Annotated in this window: 13 protein-coding genes; 2 read left to right on the top strand and 11 right to left on the bottom strand. The window is 53.8% G+C overall.

Annotation, left to right across the window (positions count from 1 at the left end):
• Positions 1-214 precede the first annotated feature (214 nt).
• Complete coding sequence (locus R6U41_RS09680; protein ID WP_410269634.1) at positions 215-409, top strand: hypothetical protein; 195 nt, start codon at positions 215-217, stop codon at positions 407-409.
• 26 nt (positions 410-435) lie between these two features.
• On the opposite strand, the gene R6U41_RS09675 is transcribed toward R6U41_RS09680, so the two are convergent.
• The 11 genes from R6U41_RS09675 to R6U41_RS09625 form a co-directional block, all read right to left on the bottom strand.
• Positions 436-807 (bottom strand): hypothetical protein, encoded by a 372-nt coding sequence (locus R6U41_RS09675; protein ID WP_410269633.1) that lies wholly within the window; start codon positions 805-807, stop codon positions 436-438.
• 25 nt (positions 808-832) lie between these two features.
• On the bottom strand, positions 833-1,507 hold the full coding sequence (locus tag R6U41_RS09670; protein ID WP_410269632.1) for a YkgJ family cysteine cluster protein: 675 nt from the start codon (positions 1,505-1,507) through the stop codon (positions 833-835).
• 325 nt (positions 1,508-1,832) lie between these two features.
• Positions 1,833-3,242: a tRNA uridine-5-carboxymethylaminomethyl(34) synthesis GTPase MnmE gene (gene mnmE, locus R6U41_RS09665; RefSeq protein WP_410269631.1), complete on the bottom strand. Its 1,410-nt coding sequence runs from the start codon at positions 3,240-3,242 to the stop codon at positions 1,833-1,835.
• 42 nt (positions 3,243-3,284) lie between these two features.
• Positions 3,285-4,169, bottom strand: a complete 885-nt coding sequence (gene jag, locus R6U41_RS09660) for an RNA-binding cell elongation regulator Jag/EloR (RefSeq protein ID WP_410269630.1) — start codon at positions 4,167-4,169, stop codon at positions 3,285-3,287.
• Positions 4,170-4,186: 17 nt separating this feature from the next.
• Positions 4,187-5,848: a membrane protein insertase YidC gene (gene yidC, locus R6U41_RS09655; protein ID WP_410269629.1), complete on the bottom strand. Its 1,662-nt coding sequence runs from the start codon at positions 5,846-5,848 to the stop codon at positions 4,187-4,189.
• Between the two features lie 171 nt (positions 5,849-6,019).
• Positions 6,020-6,328, bottom strand: coding sequence for a membrane protein insertion efficiency factor YidD (yidD, locus tag R6U41_RS09650; protein WP_410269628.1), 309 nt, complete (start codon positions 6,326-6,328; stop codon positions 6,020-6,022).
• Positions 6,279-6,638, bottom strand: a complete 360-nt coding sequence (gene rnpA, locus R6U41_RS09645) for a ribonuclease P protein component (protein WP_410269635.1) — start codon at positions 6,636-6,638, stop codon at positions 6,279-6,281. The genes yidD and rnpA overlap by 50 nt, the downstream gene beginning before the upstream one ends.
• Positions 6,638-6,772, bottom strand: coding sequence for a 50S ribosomal protein L34 (gene rpmH, locus R6U41_RS09640; RefSeq protein WP_410269627.1), 135 nt, complete (start codon positions 6,770-6,772; stop codon positions 6,638-6,640). Before rpmH ends, rnpA begins: the two co-directional genes overlap by 1 nt.
• Before the next feature lie 115 nt (positions 6,773-6,887).
• Positions 6,888-8,462, bottom strand: coding sequence for a ribonuclease E/G (locus R6U41_RS09635; protein WP_410269626.1), 1,575 nt, complete (start codon positions 8,460-8,462; stop codon positions 6,888-6,890).
• 43 nt (positions 8,463-8,505) lie between these two features.
• The gene (locus R6U41_RS09630; RefSeq protein WP_410269625.1) at positions 8,506-11,031 is read right to left on the bottom strand and encodes a TIGR03960 family B12-binding radical SAM protein; all 2,526 of its coding nucleotides are present in this window, start codon (positions 11,029-11,031) and stop codon (positions 8,506-8,508) included.
• A gap of 166 nt (positions 11,032-11,197) precedes the next feature.
• Positions 11,198-11,971: an enoyl-CoA hydratase/isomerase family protein gene (locus tag R6U41_RS09625; protein ID WP_410269624.1), complete on the bottom strand. Its 774-nt coding sequence runs from the start codon at positions 11,969-11,971 to the stop codon at positions 11,198-11,200.
• Between the two features lie 294 nt (positions 11,972-12,265).
• Between R6U41_RS09625 and R6U41_RS09620 the strand changes: the two genes are divergently transcribed.
• A complete protein-coding gene (locus R6U41_RS09620) occupies positions 12,266-13,489 on the top strand; it encodes an LL-diaminopimelate aminotransferase (RefSeq protein WP_410269623.1) in 1,224 nt (407 codons plus the stop codon).
• The last annotated feature ends 257 nt before the right edge of the window (positions 13,490-13,746 follow it).

Here is a 13,746-nt window from a genome sequence, read left to right as displayed (position 1 = left end):
TTCCAGCGCAAGCCGCGCTCTGCTTTGCGCAGCTTGCAAAAGCCCGAAGACAGGCAGGCACTCTTTTCTGCTGTATCGGGCCTGATCGAATGGGCAAAAGACCTGCAAATGCAGCCATTATTGTATAACAAACTTGACAAAAGCGGGACTTTAAATAAAAATGACTGACTTTTAAAACAAAGACAGCCATTTTCAAAAAAGAGGAGGGATCCAATTGACTGTTGTGCTACTGATCAAAGCTGCGGCCATGCTGCTTGCGGCCGGCATTCTGGGCAACTGGTTTTTATCCGAGGTAAAAAAGGCCAAAATTGAAAAAAAACCCTGGTATACACCGTATGTTTCCATCCCCGGACTGCTGATCCTTCTTGCCTTAAGCCTTCCGGTGATCGCATGGCTTGTCCAGAAATAACCCCCTACCGCCGCCGGCCAAAAACCTTACGGGGTATCCGGGGTGTCTTTCTGCTTTTCAAACCCTTCCCTGTCCAGCAGCTGCCGGTACCAGCATGCAAAGTCAAACATTCCCAGATAGCGTTCGTCCTCGTTGATAATTCCGAGGCATAGCTCCATGGCTCCCTTTCGGTAATCATGGCCGTGGTCGGAAATATCCCATGTCTGAAAAAATTCGCGGATCAAATCGTTCATGGTGCGGCGGCTGCGATCCATTCGCATGTCCAGGGGATCCTTGGGCCCTGCAAACGGATCCCACCGTTCATAGCCCTTTTTCATAATGTGTTTCTGGCGCCTTGGCGCCATACTATCAAATATGGCCTTTTTCAGGCTGTCTTTTTCCTTTTCGCTGAGTTCCATAACATTCCCCGTGCAATCGAATTCATTATCCCTGTTCGAAATTGGCTTCTGCAGAAGCAATCCCCAGGTATTCATCATTATAGTCTGTAATCAAGGCCATGGAAAGCGGTACCAGCACGTCAGCCATTTTCACATGCCTGGATCCCATTGCCTTTACCATTTCCGCGGAAATCCGCATCAGCTGATCATGAATGGCATCCATGTTAATGGTGGTGTATTGCTGGCCGGCCTGGAATCCGGTCTTCCCGCAGGTACGCCCCTGGCCGCCAATGGACAAAGGCGCCCCGTAAATCCGGCAGGCAATGGGCCGATATGGATACAGATCACAACGATCCGATTCATTGAGCAAAGGGCAGCGAATCCGCTCTTTTGCCATTTCCTCAACAATACGGGTCTCATCTTCGCCTTTCTGCGTTTGCCGGTAGGCATCCCTCTTGCGCTTGTAAATTTTCCGGTCTGCCTGATTGGCTTTTTCAAGAAGCTTGCTGCGTTCCTCACCGGAAAAATTGGCGTTAAATTGATGATTCAGGTACATGGCCTCGATGAGGGTCAAATCAAAAAGCGCAAAACAGCAGTCCGTGCACCCGGGCTCGCAAACCACCTCCCGGGGATATGCCTGTTTAATCCGCAAAAAAGCTTCATCCGCCTTTTGGGCCAGGCCTTCATAGGTTTTAAAAAATTCACCTGCATCAAACTTCATTATTATATCCTCCTTAAAAGCTTTTTACCGCGTTCGATGTTTGTCAGGAAGGAAGCCCTGCGGCCGGGGTTAGTTTTTTTGCTCCTGAGCGTTTACGGATTTGCCAAATGCTTTCGCTGAAACTCAAAAATTGATCCTCAGCCTCAAACCGTAACGAATTTTAAGGCTTGGGCATTTGCAGCATTTTTCGGTAAAAAAAACCAATGTCACTTACGAACAGACCTGGACCCTGGGCTTCCTTTTAAAGTACCGTCAGACATCTATGAAAAAAACAAAAGCCAGGGTGCAGAATTGATTCAATTGTTTCACGTGAAACAATTGATTTTTACTTGCCCACACAATACCGGCTAAAGATCTCATCAAGGACATCCGTCTCAACGTACTTGCCGGTGATTTCATCAATGGCTGAAATCGCTTCATGTAAATCAATTGAAACCAGCTCAGGCAATCGCTGGTTTTCCAGACCGGCAATCACTTTGGAAACCGCTTCTGCGGCTTGGTCCAGCAGACATTTCTGACGCCAGTTCGGGATAAATCCATGCCCGGCACTGGCCACGGAGGAAAAGACCATATCCGCGATGCGCTGTTTTAATTCGTCAATGCCGGTGCCATGTAAGGCAGAAACCGCCATGCAGGGTGCCTCCTCCATCGCCGGCGATAGATGTAAAACCTTTTCATGACCCGCCAGATCGGTTTTGTTTATCACTATCACCACTGGTTTATCCATGAGTTGTTCATAAATGGCGACATCTTCATCATCCAGGGGAAGGCTGACATCAAGAACATGCAAAACAATATCCGCAGACGCCATGTATTCCTGGGTTTTTTCGATCCCAAGGCGTTCGATGGGATCCGGGTCCCTCCGAAGCCCGGCCGTATCGGCAACCACCATGGAAACGCCCCGGGTTGTCAGGAATGCCTCAATGCAGTCCCTTGTAGTGCCGGCAATTTCAGTGACAATGGCGCGCTGCTGGTTGAGCAGGCAATTCATCAAGCTGGACTTGCCGACATTGGGCCGGCCGATGATTACGGCCTGAACCCCCTGGCGCAGAAACCGGCCGCTTTCATAGGCTTCCCGCAATTGATTGATTTGTTGAAGAACTTCTATAGACAGGCGCAGGCCTTGCCCCGCATCATCCATTTCATCACCTGCGGCTTCAGGAAAATCAATGGCCGCCTCCAGGGACCCAAGCACAGAAACCAGGGATTGGCGGATGGAGGACACGACATTTGAAAGCTGACCTGTCATCTGACTGACAGCCATGTCCAGGGAGGCATCGGAACGGGCATTGATCAAATCGGCAACAGCCTCGGCCTGGGTTAGATCCACGCGGCCGTTGATAAATGCCCGGCGCGTGAATTCTCCGGGTTGCGCCGGACGAATTCCATAAGAAATCAAAAGGTTCAAAATCTTTTCAAGGACCCGGGACCCGCCATGCGCCTGGATTTCCACCACATCCTCACGGGTGTAGGAATACGGCGCACGCATGACAGCCAGGATCACCTCATCTATGAGGGTCCCGGAGACCGGATCAAAGATGTGGCCCAGATACATCCGCCAGCTTTTAAACCCTCCGCTGGCATCGGTATCGCTGTCCGACGGTTTTTGACCAAAAGGAGCGCGCCTGAACACAGCGGCCACCGCAGTGATTGCGTCCGGTCCGGAAACCCTGATGACGCCGATACCGCCCGTGCCTTCAGGGGTGGCCACTGCTGCGATAGTTGAGCTGTCCATCTGCTGATCCTTTTTGCCGGAAATCGGTGTTCCGGCAAAACCTTATTCAGACCGGGGCCGGGATTTTTTGGCCTGGTTTTTTTTCCTGGGCATGATCAGCAGTTTCCGCAGATCGCCGTTGCCCACGCTCTGGGTGCGAACTTCGCGATTGTCGCGCAGGCTTAAGTGCACCACACGGCGGTCCTGGGCGCTAATCCGGTTGATGACCATGGGCTTTCCGCTGTCCATGGCCTTTTGCGCCAGCCTGGCCGCCAGAATGGTGAGTTCGGAACGACGCTTTTCCAGGTAGCCTTCCACGTCGATCTCAATGGGAACACTATGGCCAAATTGCTTGTATACGCCTTTTTCCACGAGATAGTAAATGGCATCCAGGGTCTGGCCGCGCTTTCCGATAAGGCGGGCGGAATCACCTCCCTTGATATCAAACCGGATCAGCTCGGCGTCAACCTTCAAATCCAGTTCGGAATCCGGGGAAACCAATACAATGATCTGGTCAAGAAACCCCCGCACCCAGTCAGCCACAACCCCGGGATCAGCCTTGGGGCCTGCATTGGCAGCCGGGTTTAGGGCTTGCTGTTGCTCCGGTTCCGTGACGGGTTCTTCTGTTTCGGCAACGGCATCCCGGCTGGTATCCACAGAAGACCCAAAGGCTTCGTCAACAAGAGCGGAAACCGAACCGTTATCACGATTATTTTCTTCCAGGGAACCATGGGTCCCGTCAAACTCAGAAGAAACCGGCCCGGAAGCGGCCTCAGAAACGGAAACCCGGATCACCGCCTTTTTGGCTCCCACAAGCCCGAAAATACCGCTGGAGCCGTAGGAAATAATATCGTATTTCAATTCATCCCGGTTGCGGTTGAGTTCGATACAGGCTTTTTCAACGGCTTTATCCACGCTTTTTTCTTCAAAATCCTGGTATGCAGTCATTAAATCAACGCCTCCGATTAAACGGTTTTCCGTGTAACGTAATACTGCTGGGCAATTGACAGTACGTTATTGGTCAACCAGTATAGCACCAGCCCGGACGGAAAATTGACGAAAATCACTGTAAAGACCAACGGCAGCATCATCATGATCCTGGCCTGGGACGGATCTCCGGGAGGCGGCGACAACTTCTGCTGCAAAAACATGGTGGCGCCCATGATGATGGTCAGCACCGGAATGCCGTACGGAGGCGCCATCAGGGGGATGGAAATGTCAAGCCGAAAGAGCCGGTCCGGGGACGAAAGATCGTTGATCCAAAGAAAAAAGGGTGCATGCCGCAATTCAATGGCTTCGTAGAGCATGCGGTAAAAGGCGATAAACACGGGAATCTGCACAACCATGGGCAGACACCCGCTCATGGGGTTGACTTTATAGGTTTTATAAAGCCGCATCACCTCTTCGTTCATTTTCTTCTTGTCATCCTTGTACTTCTTCCGGATGTCGGCCATTAGCGGCTGTAATTTTTTCATCTCCGCCATGGACCGGTAGCTTTTGTTGCCCAGGGGCCAGAAAATGATCTTGAAAAGCATGGTCAGCAGAATAATGGCCACCCCGTAATTGGCCACCCCGAATTCATGGATCTTATTCATCAGGTACAGACACGGTTTGGCAATAATGTCAAAAAACCCGAAATTAATGGCTTTGTCCAGTTCATAGCCAAAGGACTTTAATTCCGACATGCGTTTGGGACCCATGAACAGGTGGTACTCATAGGATTGCCCGGCACCGGCCTCAAGACGCTGCATGGGCTCGGCATACCCCACCCGCAGAACCTCCCGGTCAGTATCCTCGTTCATGCGGATACGTTTTTCCCGGGGATTTTCCGGAACCAGCGCGGTCATGAAATACCTGTCCTCAATACCGGCCCACCGGATTTTACCGGAAAAGGACTGCTCTTCATCGAGGTTTTTGGGTTTGACCTCCTCGAGGCTGCCGTCAACATAGGCAAATGGGCCTTCAAATACAAAAGTGCCGCCGTCCGGCCGCGGATTGGTCATCTCAAGCATCATCTCAGGTGCCAGGGGCGCGCTGCTCTCGTTGACCAGATTGACATTTAGGCCGATCTTGTAGCTGTCCGGGTAAAACACGTACTGCTTTTCGATAACCAGGCCCTGGGAGGACTTCCAGTAAAAGGAAAGGGTTTCCGGCTGGTCTGTTACGCGAAGGCGATCTCTGTCAGCATCGGTTGTAAAAACAGCCTGTTCCGGAGACTCCAAGTCAGAACCGACAAACCGGATCAGTGCGGTGCCCACGGAATTGGATTCCGGCACCAACTGCTTGCGGGGAGAGTCCTCGTCCATACTCTCCCGGTACTGGTTTAAAACAAAGTGGCGAATTGCAGCGCCTTTTTCTGAAATCTCGGCGCGGTACAGATTGTTTTCAACCACAATGGCGCCGAAACTCTGGGACGGCAGTTCTGCCGGAGTTGGGTCGGATTTCTCGGTTTGCCGGGAATCCGGCCGGGTTTCAGATCCCCGGTCATCGGAAACGCTTTCTGAGCTCCGGCTTTGTCCGGACTGCTCCGGCGGCTGGCCGGGCTGGCCGGGCACAAACAACAGTTCCCAAAGCACAAAGACCATAATGGTCAGAAAAATGGCCAGCAATAAACGCATATGTTCCATATCGTCTCCTGAAATAGCACGCGATGGCTGAAAAAATGGCTGACCCGTCCCCGGCAAAAGGGATTACGGGTCTCTTGAAGATGGCGGCAATGTGGCCAGCAGGACTTACAAAGCGGCAAGAAAGGGCTGAAAGGTGACCATTGGCAGCCCCGGGTTACCGTGGAAACGCACTTAATCTGATCGCTGCCCGCCGGTGCAGATTGGCGCAACTGTCTGGTCTTCTGCTTCCAAAACCGGGTCAATGCCGCCGGGATGAAAGGGGTGGCATTTTGCCAGCCGCTTTACCGCCAGCCATCCCCCGCGAATCGCTCCAAACCGGCGGATGGATTCATAGGCATACTCGGAACAGGTTGGATAAAACCGGCAGCATGAACCGATGACCGGCGAAAGCAGGCACTGATACAGCCTGATGGAAAACAGCAGAAAATATTTAATGGCAGTTCCCCCTGATTTTGCAAAACAGCTTTTCCAGCGATGCAAACATCTCGTTTGACGAAGCCTCGGCAGCTGATTTTCTGGCAATCACATTGATATCAAAGTTGCCCCCGAGCCGGTGGCGGTTGGTCCGGAAATATTGCCGGACAATTCGCTTGATCCGATTGCGGACAACAGCGCTGCCGACTTTGCGGGTGACAGTAACGCCGAGCCGCGGGCGGACGAGGTGATTTTCACAAAAGGCCACGACAAAAAGACGATCTGCAACACTGTCCGCCTTCCTGGAAAGATAGACAAACTGCCCCCGCCTGAGCAGTTTGTCGGTTTTCTGCAAGCCTTTGCCGCCGGTTTGCATCAAACGGCCAGACGCTTCCGCCCCTTGGCCCGCCGTCTTTTGATCACACGCCGGCCCTGCTTGGTGGACATCCGTGTTAAAAAACCGTGTTTTCTTGCTCTTTTTATTTTGCTTGGCTGATATGTTCGTTTCATTATTTTACCCTTTTTTGCAAATCTTTTGTGTTCATCGCGCCAATACCGCCTGAAACCCAAAAATATGGATCAAAAGGTTGTTAGCGCAATACAACCATTTTTGTCAAGATTCAAATCAATTCAATCCGTCTTCCAGGACCTCGGTGATCTCGTACTGTTCCAGGTGATAATCCCGCTGGGGATAAATGCAGATCTGCCGGTTGACCTGTTCCTCGAGATCGGAAATCAGGCTGCTTTCCTGACCGAGCAGCAAATCGGCAATCACAGGGTGGACCTTGATCTGGATCTTTGAAGGCCGGGTTTCAGCGCCCTGGCGGCGGACATCCCGAAAAACATTATAGCAGATGCTCCTACGGGACAAGAGCATTCCCTCGCCCTCACAATAGAAACAAGGCTCGCACATCATCCGCGGCAGGGACTTGACAACACGCTTGCGCGTCATCTGGATCAGCCCCATATCCGACATGGGCAGCACATTGGTCTTGGCCTTATCCCGGCCCAGGGTCTCTTTTAATGTATTATATACCTTTTCCTGGTCGGCCTTGCTTTCCATGTCAATGAAATCAAGAATAATGATCCCCCCTAGATTGCGCAGCCGGATCTGGTAGGCGATCTCCTTGACCGCCTCAAGATTGGTCTTGAGAATGGTTTCGGCAAAATTGCGTTTGCCCACATACCGGCCGGTATTGACGTCAATGGCCACCAGGGCCTCGGTGATCTCGATGACAATATAGCCGCCGCACTTGAGCCACACCTTTTTCTTAAGCGCCCGCTGAACGTCGACTTCAAGGTTATACGCATCAAATATGGGTTCTTCGCCGGTATACAGGGACACAGAGTTTTTCAACCGGGGCATGAACTTTTCGATAAACTGCTTTACCGTCTTGTATACCGAGGGCGCGTCGATAATGACCCGGTCGGCCTCGTGGGCCAGCAAATCCCGAACGCAGCGCAGGGTGACGGTGAGCTCCTGATGCAGCATGGACGGGGCCGAGACCTCATGATACCGCTGTTGAATATCATCCCAGAGATTGTTTAAAAACTCCATGTCCTGGGCAAGAACCTCTGCGCTAACGCCTTCTGCAGCGGTGCGGACGATATAGCCGTAAGGATGGGTCCGCATGGATTCCACAAGCTCGCGCAGGCGGGTGCGCTCGGCCTCGTCGGCAATCCGGCGGGAAATGCCGAGATGATCCACCGTGGGCATCAGCACCAGAAACCGGCCGGGAAGGGATATATAGGTGGTCAGGCGGGCGCCCTTGCTGCCAATGGGCGAACGGGCCACCTGCACCAGGAGTTCCTGCCCCTCTTTGAGCATCTGCTCGATGGGCGGGCGTCCCTCCGGGGCGGGGCCGTTGCCGCGACCGGAAATGGGGCCGCTTTCCTCCTCGGGCTGGCTTTCGTCTTCCTCGCCATATTCATTCTCATTTTTGATGTACATTCCCTCGGGCGGCGGGGTGCGGCCGTTTAACACTTCATCCACGTAAATAAAGGCGGCCTGCTTTAAGCCGGCTTCCACAAAAGCCGCCTGCATGCCCGGAAGCACCCGTTGGATCCGCCCCTTGTAGATATTGCCGGAGATGTTGGCCTCGTCCTGGCGCTCCACGTATATCTCCACAAGCGCGCGGTTTTCCATGAGCGCCACCCGGATTTCAGGGCCCAGGGCATTGATGATCAGTTCCTTGTCCATAAAAACCTCTTTAGATATTGCCCGGTTCTGTAAAATCCCCTGTTCAGCCGGCATGTTCAGCCAGTTTCAAAACACGCGCCTGATGCATAACCGAATCGGGCAGGGAAAAAATCGACGCAACCACCGGCCCCGGCCGAAGGGTAAGCCCGGAAGGTTGAACCATGCGAAGCTGGAGTCGATCCGGCCGGAGCCGGAAGCACTCTGTGACCACGGCCTTGAGATCCACCTGTTGATCCCCCTTTTTCCGGGTGGAAAACACCACCTCGATAGCAGGCGCTTCCATAAATGCTTCAAATGCCTGGTGGTCAAAGCGGCTGCCAGAGGGCAGGGTAACCTGATAGACCGCCGGGCCGGGCCTGTTCGGTACCTCCCGGGTTTGCGCCGGACTGCAGCCGACTAACCGCAGACCCTCGGGCAAATGCACATTGATCGATTCCGAAATCTGCTCCGGGGGAAAACTTGTGGCAATGGTCATGAAAAAACACTCCTCCTCGCTTTCCATGCCCACCGGCAGGGCGTCGCCAAAAGCCACCTTGGGCTTCGGGTGAAACCCGGCTGAATACGCCGGTTCCACCCCGGCCCGGCGCAGGGCCCTGAGAAAAATGCTGACCAGCTCCAATTGACCGAAAAACCGGGCCGGTCCGAGTTTGCTATAAACCATCCTGACGCGGTGAAAAGGCCCTTCTGCGTCAGCCAGGGGCGGGCCCGGGGCCTCTGGCGCTGAAACATCGCTTTTTTTCTCAACAGCCTCAATGGGGCGGCATGTTTTAAAATCACACACACCGCAGCCCTGGCAATCCCCGGACCGGCAGTCCGGAGTGGGCGCAACGTCAAGCGCCTTTTGATACTCGGCTGCAAGAAAATCCCGGGAAACCCCGGTATCAATATGATCCCAGGGCAGGGGGGCATCCAGGGCCACGGCCTGCAGGTAAAACTCCGGGTCCACGCCCTGTGCGGTAAAGGCTTCATCCCAGGCCGGCTTGTCAAAGGAATCGGTCCAACCGTCAAACCGGCATCCTCTTTGATAAGCTGCAGCCAGCACCGGGGCCAGACGCCGGTCGCCCCGGGCAAAAACGCCTTCCAAACGGCTGGTTTCCGGATCCTGCCATTTAAACTCCACCCCGCGCCCCTTTACCCGTCGGCGCAGATACTGCATCCGGTCCCGGGCCGTGGCCGCATCGAGCTGGCCGGCCCATTGAAACGGGACATGGGGCTTGGGGATAAAGGTGGCCACGCTTACGTTGATATTGCCCCCCCGCCGGCCTTTGGGCCGCAGCTTGTGCAGCCGGCGCACCAGTTCGGCAATGGCCTCGATATCCGCATCGGATTCCGTGGGCAGCCCGATCATGAAATAAAGCTTGACCAGCTGCCAGCCCAGATCAAAGGCCGTGGATACGGTCTCAATGATTTCATCTTCGCTGATGTTTTTATTGATCACCGAGCGCAGCCGGGGGCTGCCGGCCTCAGGGGCGATGGTAAATCCGGTTTTGCGGACGCTTCGGATCAGCTCCATCATTTCCGGATTCAGGGTTCCGGCGCGAAACGAGGGAATGGAAATGGCCAGATGGCGCCGCCGGTATTGCGCCGCCAGATGTTTCATCAGCGGCGTCAGGCAGGAATAATCGCCCGTGCTCAAAGACAGCAGGGAAAGATCCTCATACCCGGTTGAACCAAGGCTTTTTTCCACAAGTCCGGCCAGGGTGTCAAGGGACCGCTCCCGCACCGGGCGGTAGATCATCCCGGCCTGGCAGAACCGGCAGCCCCGTGAGCAGCCCCGTGCGATTTCCAGCCTGAGCCGGTCATGGACCGGTCTTCCAAACGGGATCACCGGATTTTCCGGAAAGCCCATCAAGTCAAGGTCCGGGGCCACGGCCCGGCGCACCTTGTCGTATCCGGGCAAAAGGGGCCGGGTCTGCTGACGGCCGCAGACATCAAAAGCTGCGGCAAAAAAGGCCGGCACATAAACGCCTTCAATGGCAGCCCAGGCCTTGAGCAATTTGGTTTTATCCCCCGACCCGGACTCTTTCCACTCGGACCAGGCATCGAGCATGGCCGGCAGCACGACCTCGCCGTCGCCCACCACCATGGCGTCAAAAAACAGGGCCACGGGCTCGGGGTTGACCGTGCAGGGCCCCCCCGCAATCACAAGGGGATGGCTGCTGCCGCGCTGGTCGGCATAAAACGGAATCCCGGCCAGATCCAGCATCATGAGCACATTGGTGTAATTGAGCTCATAGAGAAGACTAAAACCGAAAATGTCAAATTCACCCAGGGGCCGCCGGGTTTCCAGGGAAAACAAGGGGATTTGCCGGGATTTGAGCAGTTCCGCCATGTCAATGCCCGGTGCAAATACGCGTTCGGCACACGCTTCGGGCCGGGCATTGACCAGATCATAGAGAATCTGCATGCCGAAATGCGACATGCCGATCTCGTAGGTGTCCGGAAACGCCAAAGCCATGCGGAGCCGGACGTCCACGCCGGTCTTGACAATCGCGTTGATTTCCCCGCCCATGTACCGGCTGGGTTTTTCCACCAGGGACAAAAGCGGATCAATTTTCAGGTCAGCCATGGTTGATGCACCCGTAAAAAGTCTGATTCTAGATGGCGCCGTAAAAAGTTCAAGATCAAGGCTTGCGCAATTTCGAAGAATGCAGAGTGCTTACCCGTACGTGAAATTCTGAGGAATCGCGCGTAACGCAGATATTGGACTTTTTACGCGCCATCATGGTTGTCATCTATTTCATGCTGGCCTGAACGAATTCCAAGGTCTGACGAACTTCTTCGCGGAAAAAATTCTTCAGCTCCGCCTGCCAGTTTTCCTCTGCCAGTTTTCTGCGGATCCGCTGCACCGTATCCGCGCGCAGCATCTGCTTCATCCGAATAAAGGGCCGGCCCGGGTTGTCAATCCACAGGGATACCACCTGCCTGGCCCGGTCCATGAGCATGTCCTCAGCAACCAGTTCATCCACCAGCCCCTTTTCCCTGGCGGCAAATACATCGACCATGTCGCTGAAAAACATCACATCCCGGAACCGGTGGTTGCTGTCAAACCCGAACCGCATGACCTCGTGCTGGGCAACGCTCAAGGGCAGGCCGATTTTGTTTTCAGACATTCCCACTTTAATTTTGGGATGCTCCTTGATAATCCGGTAATCCGCGGCCATGGCCAGGATCAGCCCGCCGGCCGCGGTATGGCCGTTTAAGGCTGCCACAACGGGTTTTCTGCAGGCAAACAGGGATGTGAGCACCTGCTCTTCAAACTCAAAAAAGTCCACAGCCTCCTGGGGTTCGGAGAAACCCAGAAACATGGGCAAATCAAATCCGCTGGAAAAAAACCGGCCCTCGCCGGTAAGCACAATGCCCTTGGGAGACGGGTTTTCATCTGCCTCGGCAACGATTTCTCCCAGGCGCTGGAGCATATCCCGGTTTAAGGAGTTGGTTTTGCCGTGGTTTAAAGAGACAATCCGAATGTCATCCTCGGTGGTTTCCTGCAGCAATTGTTCAGTCATGGGCATATTCCTTTATATATTCTGATATAGATTCTGAAATTTTTATACAGTCAAATGGTGGTCTAAAAAAGTACAATACAAGGCTTTTGTCAAGAATGAAAACCCGGCTTCAGCAGGCCTGAAAACATCAGGGGCCCGGGCAAGCCCGGGCGTTATTGACACAAGCGGGTTTTCTATTATATACGAGCAGAAATTTTTATCAATCATGGAAAATTTAAAAACATGAAACCGGGTGATCCCAGCCCGGTAATTGACAACAATGCTCTAAAAATTTATCAAAAAGGACCGCTGACAATGATCCGTATCAATCCCCATTACAAAAAACTCCAGGCCTCTTACCTGTTTTCCGACATTGCCGCCCGGATTTCCGATTTCAGCGAAAAAAACCCGGATACCGAGATCATCCGCCTGGGCATCGGAGACGCCACCCGGGCGCTGCCCGTGGCCTGCATTGCGGCCATGCACGAAGCGGTTGACGAAATGGGACAAGACGCCTCCTTCAGGGGCTACGGACCCGAACAAGGATACGCGTTTCTGCGGGAAAAAATCGCGGAGCACGACTTTGCCGCCAGGGGCGCGCAGATTTCAGCAGACGAAATCTTTGTCAGCGACGGGGCCAAGTGCGACACCGGCAATTTCCAGGAAATTTTGGCAACAGAGACCCGGGTGGCCGTGCCGGATCCGGTCTATCCCGTGTACGTGGACACCAATGTCATGGCCGGCCGCACCGGAGTGTTTAAAGACGGCCGGTTTGAAAACATCGTGTACATGCCCTGCACCCGGGAAAACGACTATTTGCCGGACCTGCCGGATGCCGACGTGGACCTGATCTATTTGTGCTTTCCCAACAACCCCACGGGCACGGCCGCCACAAAGCAAACCCTTTCAAAGTGGGTGGACTTTGCCCGGCAAAACAAGGCCCTGATTCTTTATGACGCGGCATATGAAGCCTTTATCCGGGATGAAACCCTGCCCCGCTCCATCTACGAGGTGCCCGGCGCCCGGGAAGTGGCCGTGGAATTCAGAAGCTTTTCCAAAACCGCCGGGTTCACGGGCACCCGCTGCGCCTACACGGTGGTGCCCAAGGAGTGCCGGGCCTTTGACAAAAACGGAGACCCGGAAATGCTTCATCCCCTGTGGAACCGCAGGCATTCCACAAAGTTCAACGGTGTGGCCTACCCGGTGCAGCGGGCCGCGGAAGCCGTCTACAGCGAGCAGGGACAGAAACAGGTAAAGGCAATCATTGATGATTACATGAAAAACGCCGACCGGATCTGCCGGGAAATGGATGCACTGGGCTATTCATATGCAGGCGGCAAACACTCGCCCTACATCTGGGTGGATGCACAGACCGATTCCTGGAACTTTTTCAACGCACTTCTGGAAAAAACCGGGGTGGTCTGCACCCCGGGTGCGGGATTCGGTCCCTGCGGGTCCAGATACATCCGGCTGAGCGCATTTAACAGCTATGACAACGTGGACCGGGCCATGCAGCGGATCCGCAAAGCCCTGGGATAAAAAAAACAGGATAAAGCATCCTGGTACAACCGCTTTTATTTGGTTCAGGCACTATTTAATGGCTGAACGAAAACCCTGTTCAGCCGAAATCCGAATATCGAAATCCGAAATCCGAAACAAATACGAATATCGAATGTTTAAATGATAAAAACCAACAGCTTAAAACAGGATGTTTCTGTCATTGATGCATTTAGGGTTTTGGTAATTGGTTCGAATTTCGAGCTTCGGATTTCGGATTTCCTGAAAGAAAACCTGGT

This window comes from Desulfosalsimonas sp., assembly GCF_046483245.1.
Lineage (GTDB): Bacteria > Desulfobacterota > Desulfobacteria > Desulfobacterales > Desulfosalsimonadaceae > Desulfosalsimonas.
Note: the sequence above shows the minus strand (reverse complement) of the source record. Positions and strands in the feature narration are given on the sequence as shown.

Coding starts and splice junctions, on each gene's coding strand:
- R6U41_RS09630 (WP_410269625.1), bottom strand. CDS start 11,031: ATGGCTGACCTGAAAATTGATCCGCTTTTGTCCCTGGTGGAAAAACCC.
- mnmE (WP_410269631.1), bottom strand. CDS start 3,242: ATGGACAGCTCAACTATCGCAGCAGTGGCCACCCCTGAAGGCACGGGC.
- R6U41_RS09675 (WP_410269633.1), bottom strand. CDS start 807: ATGGAACTCAGCGAAAAGGAAAAAGACAGCCTGAAAAAGGCCATATTT.
- R6U41_RS09620 (WP_410269623.1), top strand. CDS start 12,266: ATGATCCGTATCAATCCCCATTACAAAAAACTCCAGGCCTCTTACCTG.
- jag (WP_410269630.1), bottom strand. CDS start 4,169: ATGACTGCATACCAGGATTTTGAAGAAAAAAGCGTGGATAAAGCCGTT.
- rpmH (WP_410269627.1), bottom strand. CDS start 6,772: ATGAAACGAACATATCAGCCAAGCAAAATAAAAAGAGCAAGAAAACAC.
- R6U41_RS09670 (WP_410269632.1), bottom strand. CDS start 1,507: ATGAAGTTTGATGCAGGTGAATTTTTTAAAACCTATGAAGGCCTGGCC.
- yidC (WP_410269629.1), bottom strand. CDS start 5,848: ATGGAACATATGCGTTTATTGCTGGCCATTTTTCTGACCATTATGGTC.
- R6U41_RS09635 (WP_410269626.1), bottom strand. CDS start 8,462: ATGGACAAGGAACTGATCATCAATGCCCTGGGCCCTGAAATCCGGGTG.
- rnpA (WP_410269635.1), bottom strand. CDS start 6,638: ATGCAAACCGGCGGCAAAGGCTTGCAGAAAACCGACAAACTGCTCAGG.
- R6U41_RS09625 (WP_410269624.1), bottom strand. CDS start 11,971: ATGACTGAACAATTGCTGCAGGAAACCACCGAGGATGACATTCGGATT.